At 59.1% G+C, this 11,075-nt stretch carries 9 protein-coding genes and 1 tRNA gene; 4 read left to right on the top strand and 6 right to left on the bottom strand.

Annotated elements, in window-relative coordinates; translation table 11 throughout:
• Window positions 1-196 precede the first annotated feature (196 nt).
• The 4 genes from AC1DUU_RS11835 (at window position 197) to AC1DUU_RS11820 (ending at window position 2,863) form a co-directional block, all read left to right on the top strand.
• Window positions 197-1,366, top strand: a complete 1,170-nt coding sequence (locus AC1DUU_RS11835) for a YcbK family protein (RefSeq protein WP_476783609.1) — start codon at window positions 197-199, stop codon at window positions 1,364-1,366.
• 73 nt (window positions 1,367-1,439) lie between these two features.
• Window positions 1,440-1,514: transfer RNA gene (locus tag AC1DUU_RS11830), tRNA-Glu, on the top strand.
• Between the two features lie 216 nt (window positions 1,515-1,730).
• On the top strand, window positions 1,731-2,294 hold the full coding sequence (locus AC1DUU_RS11825; RefSeq protein ID WP_476783608.1) for a hypothetical protein: 564 nt from the start codon (window positions 1,731-1,733) through the stop codon (window positions 2,292-2,294).
• Between the two features lie 389 nt (window positions 2,295-2,683).
• Window positions 2,684-2,863: a hypothetical protein gene (locus AC1DUU_RS11820; protein WP_476783607.1), complete on the top strand. Its 180-nt coding sequence runs from the start codon at window positions 2,684-2,686 to the stop codon at window positions 2,861-2,863.
• A 31-nt stretch (window positions 2,864-2,894) separates the two neighbouring features.
• On the opposite strand, the gene AC1DUU_RS11815 is transcribed toward AC1DUU_RS11820, so the two are convergent.
• The 6 genes from AC1DUU_RS11815 to AC1DUU_RS11790 all read right to left on the bottom strand — a co-directional run bounded on the left by AC1DUU_RS11815 (window position 2,895) and on the right by AC1DUU_RS11790 (window position 10,934).
• On the bottom strand, window positions 2,895-3,164 hold the full coding sequence (locus tag AC1DUU_RS11815; protein WP_476783606.1) for a hypothetical protein: 270 nt from the start codon (window positions 3,162-3,164) through the stop codon (window positions 2,895-2,897).
• A 230-nt stretch (window positions 3,165-3,394) separates the two neighbouring features.
• Window positions 3,395-4,297, bottom strand: a complete 903-nt coding sequence (locus tag AC1DUU_RS11810; protein ID WP_476783605.1) for a hypothetical protein — start codon at window positions 4,295-4,297, stop codon at window positions 3,395-3,397.
• A complete protein-coding gene (locus AC1DUU_RS11805; protein WP_476783604.1) occupies window positions 4,284-5,903 on the bottom strand; it encodes an AAA family ATPase in 1,620 nt (539 codons plus the stop codon). The genes AC1DUU_RS11810 and AC1DUU_RS11805 overlap by 14 nt, the downstream gene beginning before the upstream one ends.
• The gene (locus AC1DUU_RS11800; protein ID WP_476783603.1) at window positions 5,900-8,701 is read right to left on the bottom strand and encodes a hypothetical protein; all 2,802 of its coding nucleotides are present in this window, start codon (window positions 8,699-8,701) and stop codon (window positions 5,900-5,902) included. Before AC1DUU_RS11800 ends, AC1DUU_RS11805 begins: the two co-directional genes overlap by 4 nt.
• Window positions 8,698-10,686: a hypothetical protein gene (locus AC1DUU_RS11795; protein ID WP_476783602.1), complete on the bottom strand. Its 1,989-nt coding sequence runs from the start codon at window positions 10,684-10,686 to the stop codon at window positions 8,698-8,700. The genes AC1DUU_RS11800 and AC1DUU_RS11795 overlap by 4 nt, the downstream gene beginning before the upstream one ends.
• A gap of 11 nt (window positions 10,687-10,697) precedes the next feature.
• Window positions 10,698-10,934 (bottom strand): hypothetical protein, encoded by a 237-nt coding sequence (locus AC1DUU_RS11790; RefSeq protein ID WP_476783601.1) that lies wholly within the window; start codon window positions 10,932-10,934, stop codon window positions 10,698-10,700.
• Between the last annotated feature and the right edge of the window lie 141 nt (window positions 10,935-11,075).

The following is an 11,075-nucleotide window of genomic DNA, read 5'->3' as shown; positions in this document are numbered from 1 at the left end:
GAGTTGACGCCCTTAACAAAGGGGGCGAAAACGTGGCGCCTATCATGATCTTGCCTTATTTGGCGCCTAGCTCGATAGTTGGGGATCATCGCCATATCATTGAGTGCCGCTTCTTATTCGGAAGCGTGCCTGCTTAGACGTTCGATTTAATCGCCAAGCGTGATCTTTGGCCTGCAGTGCATGAGAGGGGACCGCTTTGACGTCAGGACACCTGCGATTCGCAGACCGGCGATGCGGCGTTGCGCTGACCGTACTGGTTTCGCTGCTTGCCGTGTCCTGCTCTTCGACGGGCGCACCCAATTTCGAACTTGCAAACACTGCCCTCACCGCAGATGCAACCGGCCAGGCAACGTCGCAGGGAGCCCCCGGCGCGGCGCCGACAGCCACCAATCTTGTGATGAACGGCGACTCTGCCCTTCCCGAGCAGGTCGGCTACGTTCCCCTTGCCAATCCAACGGCTACGACACCAGCGGAAACCGCGCTCGCCAGCGCTGAGCAGCAGCACGCACCGGTCGCCGCAGCCGAGCAGCCGAAGACGGAAGCCTCAGCTCCCCAAGCCGCAGAAGCGAAGACAGGAAAGCCGCCAGTCCAGCAAGATACCGGCTTCTACCTGACAAACGGCCCTGCCCCCGAAAAGCCAGAACCGCCGCAGAAAAAGGGCTTTCTTGCTTCATTTTTCGGTTCAGCGCCCGCCAAGGCTGCTCCGGCGCCGGCCGAGCAGAAGGCGAAACCGCTCATCGCAACTGCCGCCGCCGCACCGGCACCCGCCACCACCGAGGAAAAAGCCAAGCCGATCATCACGCTTGCTTCGGCCAGGTCCGGTGCCAAGCCGGTGGCGCTGGCCTCGCTAGGTGGTTCGTCCGGTGGTGACTTTGCCCTTCCCGGCGTGCGCACCACGGATCTGTTCGAAATCAAGCGCAAGTCAGGCATCGACGACGACAGTGACGTCGACCTGCACGAGGACGAAGAACCAGGCCTCCAGCTGGCCTCGGCTGCCGGCATGGCCCGACTTGCCCCGAACGGCCTGTTGAAGCAGACCGAGAGCGTCRATGTCGCCTGCCTCAAGCCGTCGCTGGTGCGCATACTCAAGGCTGCCGAGCAGCGCTACGRCAAGAAGATGATTGTCACCTCCGGCTACCGCAATCCGGAGCGCAATCGCCGCGCCCGTGGCGCCAAGAATTCGCAGCATATGTATTGCGCGGCTGCCGACATCCAGATTCCGGGCGTCGGCAAATGGGAACTGGCGACCTTCCTGCGTTCCATGCCGGGCCGTGGCGGCGTCGGCACCTACTGCCACACCAACTCGGTGCACATCGATATTGGGCCGGAGCGCGACTGGAACTGGCGTTGCCGCAGGGGCAACTAAAAAAACTTTGCACAGCAGCAAAAGACGGGTTGCCTGCTGCGAACAAGCCAATTATACACCGCTTCACCTGAGCGCGCCCATCGTCTAGCGGTTAGGACACCGCCCTTTCACGGCGGTAACAGGGGTTCGATTCCCCTTGGGCGTACCAGGTTTTTCAAGCACTTAGCTTTGTCGCCAAAACGTTCGTCCCGATAAGAGACCCGAAAAGCGGCGTGCATGGGAATCGGAACTTGCTCAGTAAGTCGCAAGCGCCCCGCAATGTGCCGGAACCCAGCCGAGAGCGTCGTAGAGTGAATTAGCGCCTTGTTAGGTTGAGTTCGTCCGCTCAGGTTACTCCCATGGAGACAACTAGGCGGATGTTGCGATGCCCCGTAGTACGAAGCGTCAGAAGAAGCCTGGCGAAGAGCACACTCACCTTGCCATAAAAGTCCAGCGCTGCGAGGCGAGCGTCGAAGCTCGGATCAATCCCAACGTCTATAGCCCGCAATATGCGTGGGATTTGGACGACGACGATCCACTATATCAGTTCACAACTCGGCTGACAGTTGCCGGGATTGTAACCTACCCAGAGAAACGGGCCGGCGATGCGTTCGAATTGACTATCTATGGCGACACCTCACCTCGACTCAATGAGAAAGTGAAGGACGTACAGGCGCGTGACGAACACCGCTCGCCAATGTACCGCCCTTACCGCGGCAAGGAGATCCCGATATACAATCCGCCCCCAGGCATGGGGCTCATCGACAAGATTCGTGGTGAGCCACGCTGGACAGTCTGGGTTCGTGTTTCGCCGCACTTCACGAGCGACGCATTGGCGCTTTTGAGCAGCGGACGATCGTTGTTCCTGGCTATACACGAGAGCAAGAACAACCGCACCCGCTGGCTTCAGGGCATGAGCCTGCAAACCACCGACCCTGCAGCAGAGTAATAATGTTTGAGCGCTTGCCTCGTCGCCGCGCTCCCTCGACCGGGAGTTAAGCCTTCACACGGGTGGGGTCGCAGGTTCAATCCCTGCATCGCCCACCAAATTCTTAAACAAAATCAGACTTTTGCTGCATTCGGTTTCGAACTGCCCTTGAACGCGGTCGACTGGTACGACACCAGTACGACACCGTTGAGCGTTGAATGCGCTTTCAGAGGTAGTGGGCAATACGAGCCGGGCGCGGCTCCTTTCCAGCCGCTCTCAAACGTGGCACTATGTCCGCAGCGATGCTGCGGACGCGCGRCACGCTCCTCCTGTGAGGCAAGGCAAATGCCCCGTCGGGGTCGCTTGACGGCCCCGTGGCCGTGCCAAGTTTTCACCTTTAGGAGGTAACAATGATCTCTTCATCGTCAATCTATGCTGAGCAAAACGAAAAAGCACTTGAGATGCTCGCCCGTCGAGCGGCGATAAAGATTGGATTAGTTGCAGTCAAATCGCGTCGTTTGCTTGGTACAGCCGACAATCTCGGGCGCTTCCAACTCTTGGAGCCCCGCACCAACACGAACGATACCTAAGGGCGGGTCACTTCTCGGTGGAAACGCCGGGTCAGCTCTCAGTGGAAATCAACAAGGCAGCATCGACCTGCGAGGAAATTTCCAGCGCAAGATCGGCGAACGTTTCGTATCGTTCGATCAACGCCTGATCGAGTTGGAAGATATCCACTGAGCCCTCGAATAGATTCTTCTTAGTTTTGCTCTTGTGGCCACTTTTGGACAGTTTCGCAACTGCTGCGATCCGTGGAAAACTGAAAATGCGGGAGCGGCGCAACAGCAGCGCCCTAAGTGCGACGGTCAACCAGCCAGCGGTCGCCGACATCCCAGGGCTGAGGGCAGAGCATGCAATCGCCAGTTGGAAAAATGCCCTACTGGCCCCCTGTGGTGTTCGCTTACGAGAGCTTTCGAACGAGGGGAAGCCCCACCCGATTTTTTACTGCACCCGGTTGAGGCATAGAGCCTTGAACTGGTCCAAAGCGACATCAACAAGAAATCGCGCCCGAACCCACGCCGTAAACTCTGTTATCCAGTCCCGTGCCTCTTTTCCAGCAACTACCGCCAGGTGACAAACGGCCATTGTGGCGTCAGCCTGAACTCATGCTGCGGAGTCCTGACCCGGCCCGCCCGAGAGTCGTTGATGCCCTCCATAAAGGCGGAAGATAGGTCCGTATCGCCGCGAACACGTAGAACTGGGCCCAGGCGACCACGACTGGCCGCCGTCATCTGATCAACGATGAGATCGAACTCGCGGCTCAGCAGTGCCGGCGATGTGCCACCAAAGCGACCTCCAAAGACGCCAGTTTCGATTCCTGGGATCCTGCCAGCCGTTGGTTCCACCACCACACAGGTCATGCCTAAGGGACAACTGAGCTGGCGCAGCGTATCCGGAGAGATGGAGTGGGTTACGAGAAAGTAGCTGTAGGAGGTGGTGTCACCCAGGTCGAATCGCAGTTTCCCAGCGGTGACGGCGCCCGCTCCCCCGCGCTCGAAGTCCGCAATTGTGTCGAGGAGCAGGTCGATCTCGCTGGCGCTGCCGAACGACTGGTCCCGGTATTTCTGGGTCCCGCCAGTCCCTTTGAGGATGATCGATGTGGATTTCAGCGTACAAAGCGACAAGGACACGAGCAGAGCGGTTCCCAGCAGGCGCCTGGCGCTCCTCGAGCCGTCACACATGGATATATCGACGACAACTCTGACCTTTCGCCGAGGTGCTATGCGGTCGTCACGATAACGCACCCTCCGCTTAATCAGGGATTGCGTAAAATCGATTCGATTGACGCGACCCGCGTCGACGTGCCCGGATGTCTGGCCACGCCCATGGATGCGCTGCCGGGCCTGGTAGTCGTCGATGGACGGCAGGAACCCTCGCTCCAGCTGCCACGAAACGCGTGAGGCCAGTTCGAGAGTAGCGCGTCGGCCCGGCAATCCGACTGCCTCTGTATCAAGCTTGGACATTCGGATTCTTGCTGAGCTTCAAGAGCTCGTCATTGATTGCGTTGCGAACGCCGGAGTCGGATTTCAAGCCGTCGATAATCGACGTCCATTTCTGGGCGTCGAAAAACAGTGCCGTGGCCGCATCCAGAAGGGCGCCGCGCCTCCCCTCGGCCCCCGGATAGGTCTTCAGTCGCGCGTAGTTGGCCCAATGAAATGCCTGGCCAAGGTCGTCCAGATAGACCTCCGGCGTCGTCCACGTGGCCTTGGGCTGGTGCCGGACAAGGGCGAGCGCCTTCGCATTGTTGACGACAGAGATCTCGCCGCGAGGGTTTGATCCCTCGGTCAGGTTCTCCTCGACCATATTGATGAGCTGGCGAATCTCGCCCTTGTGCTTGCTGGYGAATGCCCGGGCGGCTCCCCACATAACAAGTTCGCGAGGATCAGCCGTCAGATTGGCGAACCGGCTCAGCATCTCATCGGTGAGGCGCTCGGGGTTCTCGGTCTCCGTCCGCTTGATAAACTCGTTCGGCCCTAGCGCATAGGCGGCCGTAATCATGATTGGCACGAAGAGCGAAGATATCCGGACATCCTTAATCAGTGAATTGATGGCGTTGAGGGTGAACCCAGGCCTGTGCTTGAAGTCGGGGCGAGCGGCTGACCTTCCCTGCTGGATCAAGATCTGTCGGCGAGCCTCGAGCCCCGGGTGCTTCATCTCGATGCCGATGTCGAAGCGGTCGAACAGAGCGAAGGACCTTTCACCCTGCCCGCCGTAGCCGACCGGGTTGCCGGTCCCGATCACTATGAAATGCGGCGACAACAGAACAGTGGCTGTACCGCGTCCGCTTGCAACAAGGCTGACGCTAACCTTCCGCTCGGCCATTGCCTGCAAGAGCACATTCGACGTTGAGGCCGGCAGACGTGGCAGCTCATCGATGACAAGCCCGAGAAGGCCTGGCGTCAGCAGTGGACCCCGCTCGAAGCTGAACGCGATTGAATTGTTCTGAGAAACTGGTACCTCGCCACCCAGAAGACTGAGATCCGTGGCATCGGCATATGCATCGTACTGCTGGTAGGGCAGCGAAAGCATCGAGCAGAGCTCGCGGACTATCTGGGTCTTGCCAATGCCTGATGACCCCTCGACATAAACATGCCTGCCGAACATCAGGCCGATGAAAATCGCGTCGAAAGCCTCGAGGATATTGTTTCCAGGGTACTGACCGGAGATGTACGCGCGGGCCTTTTCAAAAAACGATGTCAGGGTCGTGTGGAGTGCAAACTTCTCATCTTTGATGGCATCACTGTCTTCGTCTTCGGGCTTTCGTGACTTGGGAATGTCACCAGACAACGCCCTGTGGCGGTCCAGTTCGTCTAGCCACAAGTATCGTCGTTCCGCGTCGCGCCCGTAGTAGTGGTTTTCAATCGCGTTGAGCTCCTCCTCGTCTTTCCATCGCCGAAGGCCTTCCCAGTTCTCGACCATGTGATAGAGCTTGGAATACTTCTCGCTGCCACTGCGCAAAGTTCGTGCGTCCGGAAAGGCCCCGTCCCGCTTTTCGAAGAACGAGGGATCGACCTTGCGGATATCGTCCTCGTCCGTTGCCTGCGCAGCACCTTTTCTATCTTGGGTCATAGAAGAAACACTCCCATTGCAATTGCGGCAGCCAGTGCTGCGTAAGCCAGTTGTGCAAGACCCTCTGGGATGGCAAAGGCGCGATCCGACACTTTGTTCTTGTCCGCCGGAGAGCTTCCAAACGACTCCACGCCGGCTGCGCTGATCAACGTTGGAAAGGCGCCGACTACCGGTATTTCAAGCTCAACCTTCGAGCACCCATCCGCGGCCTTTGCCGCGGCATCCTGCAGGTGGCAAAAGGAAAGCTGCACGCCATAGATCCCGCCGGGGTCCAGCTTAGTGCTGGATAGGTCGATGCTCATCCGATCCAGTCCGAGCTCATCCCAACCCACGTGCTGCAGCCCCTTGCCCCGCGACAAGGTTCCATCGGCCTCGAAGCCACGAATGTCGGCCTGCAGGCCGTTAGTGATGTCGAAGGGAAGGAAGTCGTCCCGGGTGGCCGCTACACGGCTGCCGTCGATGCGCCAGGAAACGGATGGGGCTCGGAGTTGTGCGCCCATCGCGTCGACTGCGGCATAGACGACGTTGCTCACCGCGTTCCGCCGATCCTGGTCGTCGGCGATCCCGATCGCCGCGAACTCCGAAGCCAGATCGATCCCGAGATAGCCGATCTTCAGGTTGAATGGCGTCCCGGAGCCACTTGGATCGAATCCCACGGCATCTTTGAGGGCCATGAGAGGCACCGGAAAGCCGGATGGGTGGCGGACAAGCAGCGGGACTGCCGCGCCGGCGCCATCGACCTCTGAAAAGGTATTCGGGCCGAACAGGCTGTTAATGACCTGGACCTTACTGCCATTGATCGCAAGGAGGCGGAGCTTTGCGATGTCGTTCACTTTGTCAATGTTCCCGATCTCGACAGTAAGCCCTCGGCCGATGACGGTCTTGACGACGCTGTCGCGGAACTTCGTGCCGGAATCTGCGCCGCTGAAGCGGCTTAACTCTTCGAAGACAGCTACACGCTCATCGACGATTTTGCTTTGAAAGGTTGCGATGTGGATATTGATGCCTTGCGCCGCGAGTTCTGGTAGCACGGCGGCGGCCGCGTCCGAGATATATCTGTCGTCACCGCCATTAGTGCCGGCGATGTCATCTCCGTCCCAAAAGAGGACGAAGTCACTGACGTCCCTGAAGTTGCCTGGGATAGCGAATAGGTTTGTGGCGCGATCCTTGGCAAAAGCGTTCAGAGTTGTCAGCTGCTCAGACCCTTCCCAGTTGTTGATATCGAAAACTGTTTCGAGCTGGCCCTCGAGGTCTTTTGGTTTGCAAACGCGCTGACCGTTCACGGGTGCACCGCAGAAGGGAAGAAGCAGGTTGGCATCTCTCGCGCCGAAGCCAAACTTCGGGTCAAATAGCACTTGAATGGCCAGTTTGACGTCGGAAGACGACGTTCGAAGGCTGCCGCTCTGGTCAACGGCTACAAGGATCTTTCGGGCGCCCGAGATATCTCGGATCCCCAAGGGGTCGAGAAAAGTCTGCCACCCGGTCATTCGTGGATCGGCGAAGTTCTGAAACAACGTCCCGGAGTCGCCACCACCTACAAAAAGGAGTGACGGAGGGCTCGCATTTTGAGGGGTGCGCTTCAGCACCTCGAGCAGAATCTGTCCTTGCTCCGCCGTCAACGGCTCCGCAACAACCAGCATTCCCCACAATGCGAGGTTCTCGGCTGAAGATTGAATCAGTCCGTCGAGCTTGGCAGGATCGGCCATCCCGGCGAAGTCGAGGAAGACATCGGTCACATCGACGCTGCTGGCCTGGGCGAAGCGCTTGAAGTCGTTCCTGCTTTCAGCGCCCTCGTCTTTAGTTGTCCGTAGCAGGCCAAGGACCGGCTTTTCGACCCTGGTGACGGCCTTCAAGTGAACCAGCGTTTCACCAAATCGGTTGGTGACCACGATGCTGTGGGTCGTCACGCTCCCCATCGGCCCCGTCGCGAAAGTTCCATCGATATCAATGGAGTCACGCGGTGCGATCGATAGGGTTTGACCAGGCTTCGGGTCCGACTCGATCTCGAGGGTGTCCTTGCGGATCTTGAGCGTATTGACAGTGGCTGCATTGATGCCGCTGATGACCTGCAGTCCGGCGAGCTCTATGGCTCCACTGGTACGATTCTCTCCCGAGAACTGCACCTTGTAGTCCCCTCCATTAGCAGAAATCACTGTTGGCGCATCGAGACGTAAGTCCGGGATCAGCATGTCCCGGGGGATGCCTAGAGCCTCCTCGCTGACGAAGATGATGCGCTCCCTTAGTTCTGGTCGTTCCTGGAGCAGTTGCCGGTATGCGATTCTCGCTGCCGACACTGACCGAGTACGAGGAGTCAATATCAGGTAGATGTTGTCGCCGCCGGCTGTCTCCTGTCCGATCTCCGAAATGGCATCCTCGACTGTCAGCCCCGAGCTTTGCTCGACGGACGACTCCTCGGCGAGAAGCTGGCGTACGGTTTCAATCCCCCCGGGTCGGGCAAGCAACGCGACGTCCCCGACGGCTGCTTGTGAGACAACGGCGACGACGTTCTCTGACGGCTTGAGCAACTCCTCGGGGCAGTTGGTAGCCGATTTGCCTTCGATGCAACTGGAGACCTTCTCGATGACGTTGATGTCCGCCAGCGAGAAGTAGAGCCTGAGTTCGCGGCTCGGATGCAGAGCCTCGCTTACATTCAGAGCTAGCAACAGTGTGCTGACGGCCAGAAGGCTCAGCACGACCAGCGGCGTCGCTGCCAAGCGCCCGCGGCGGCGGCTGCGAACCAGCAAGACGACATTACCGGCGACGCAAAGCAGGGTGACCATCAGAGCGAGGATACTCACGTCACACTCTCCTGTTGCTTGATACGCGAGAAGCTGAGCATCAGTGGTCGCGCCAGTCCGATCCCGGCGGCCGCCGCAATTAGCAATAGCCCCAGYGACAGAAGAATTGGCCGCACGCTGTTGGCCGCGTTCGATGCCGGCCTTGGATCGGCCTCACCCAGTAGGGCCTTGACCAGCTGCTCCCATAGGGGCGCGTCAATCGGGGTCCAGCCGATAGTTTCTGTCGACGCAGAGGTGACGGCGTAGTCCTCGCGTGTAACCGGCGCCTGGCTCACCCCCTTGCCATTCGACCAAGCGATCGCGGCTGCCAGCACCAGGGTCGTCCGAAGTGCACGTCTTTGCGAATCCTGGAGCGAGGTGATGTCTTCCAGAGGAGGCAAATGAAGCTCCAGCCTAGGGCCCGCCATCCTGAGAACATCGTGGCAGTTTCCGCTCTCGCCTTGTGGGCTGGCGGTGACAATTGAACTTCGCTCCCCGCACGCCGGGGCGTCCTGATAGTTCGCTTGGTGTCCAGACAGTCTGGTTTTAGTTTCTGCCACGTAGTCAAGGACGTCCAACCGAACGCCTGGATCGGTCTTGGGCGTAATCGCTAGGTCCCAGAGCACGGGGGTAGAACCCCGATCGACTGCTGGAAGCAGCTTAATGTCAAAGCTTCCGGTTTCAGATGGGTTTCCATTGTCGTCCAGCAGCACGCTCACTGTAGCCGAACCATCCGTCTTTGCGATCTTGGCGGAGACCAGCGGTGAGATCGAAAGTTCGCCGCCAGCTGGCTCGAAGCCCGTATCTACCAGGGCCCTTAGGATCGCGGCTAGCTCCGGAGACGCGCTGAGCTGGAGTTGCCTGACACCCAAAAAGAGCGGCTGCCGTAACTGGATCTGTGCACCCTTGGCGCCGGGGAAGTTTACGCATACGAACCGTGGACCGGATGCCGGCAGGACGATCCGGATCTGGACGAACTGGGTCTGCTCGCGCTCGAACCTACCGGTGCTAAGAGTTCCAATCGCGGAAGGCGCGCCACCCAGGTTGACAGCTATTTCTGTTCCGGTCTGGTTGTCRCACTTCTCGTCGCCGTCATTTGTAAGGAATACGGAAGGTGGTGGGTTCAGCAGCTCAATCGCGGCTTCCGCTCGGACGAGGATGCTAAGGATGGGCCGAAGACCGGGATAGTGCGCGATCTCATAGGACTGCACGCTCATTGGACTGGTTTCGCCACCTGAGGATTCGCCGGCAACTTGTATCCAGGTCGACCCGAACCTATGCATGTCCAGCGCCCAGTTTTGCGGGGCGCCACGCCACGTACTGAGTACGACAAGTCGATCACCTGCTCGCCCGGACGCCTCGATTTCTTCAACGGACGTCTCGAGATTGGCAAGGATGAACGTGCCGAAATCTGGAGTGGATGAAGTGGCGCCCAAACCATCCTTGAACTGCTGGAGGAGCTGGTCTATCTCCAAAAGAACGGTAGTGTCCGGTGCGCTCGCAAGGCGTTCCACCGCTTCCCTGATGCTCGCGCTATCGCCGGGAATGTAGTGGAGGTCGCTCTCGGCGCCGCCTCCTTTTAGCCAGTTCTCACGCTGGGCGATCAGGTTTCGCGCAAGCGCGGCCCTGCCGTCGCCGCCGACATTCGGATTGTAGTCGACATAGATGTAAAGGCGTGTGCCGGCGACCGGGTTGAATGCCGCGAGCAAAAGAACCGTAATCCCGGCGGAGAGGAGGACGATCTTTAAGACGGCAGCGGCAAATGGGATCAGACTGCGCCCGAACATCCGCGCGTATGGCAGAGAAGGGAAGCCGAAGCGAATGAGGATCGCTGCGATGTAGAGCAGCGCGGCCCCTAGGATCCACTCCCGCCCAATCGTCGGATCAGTGAGCGAGAACCATCGCTGCGGAAGCAGCACGGCCAAGGCGACGCCGACTGCCAAAGCTACGATCGTGGCAGCAATTGCTGCGATCCGGATCGGCCAATCGGCTAGAAAGCTCCGCATCCTCGTCCCCTTTAGTTCATCTGATAGGGTGGCTTGTCCCGGGACTCGTTGTTGATGGCACCATTGGTGTCGTCGATTCCCGACGGATCTCGATTCTTGGCCCCTTGATCGAGGACATTTTTCCCACTAGGGTCGGGCGCCTTTGTATTTGGGTTCGTCGTCGAGCTGCCCGAGCCACCCGTTCCTTTGGGATCGCGCAGACTGATTGCCGGCATCGGGGTCTGATTTCCGAAGAAATCCTCCTTCAACTCGGTACTTTCACCTTGCTGGCCACCTTGCTGGCCGCCTTGGCCGCCTTGCTGTCCGCCTTGCTGGCCACCTTGTTGGCCGCCTTGGCCACCTTGGCCGCCTTGCTGGCCACCTTGTTGGCCGCCTTGGCCGCCTTGGCC

The sequence above is a fragment of the Aminobacter sp. P4_H6_2 genome (assembly GCF_056400805.1).
The sequence above is the reverse complement of the archived record's forward strand: the minus strand, read 5'-3'. Positions and strand labels throughout refer to the sequence as shown.

Bases quoted from the DNA above. Each gene is read 5' to 3' on its own strand.
- AC1DUU_RS11825 (WP_476783608.1), top strand. From the start codon at position 1,731: ATGCCCCGTAGTACGAAGCGTCAGAAGAAGCCTGGCGAAGAGCACACT.
- AC1DUU_RS11815 (WP_476783606.1), bottom strand. From the start codon at position 3,164: ATGTCGGCGACCGCTGGCTGGTTGACCGTCGCACTTAGGGCGCTGCTG.
- AC1DUU_RS11810 (WP_476783605.1), bottom strand. From the start codon at position 4,297: ATGTCCAAGCTTGATACAGAGGCAGTCGGATTGCCGGGCCGACGCGCT.
- AC1DUU_RS11820 (WP_476783607.1), top strand. From the start codon at position 2,684: ATGATCTCTTCATCGTCAATCTATGCTGAGCAAAACGAAAAAGCACTT.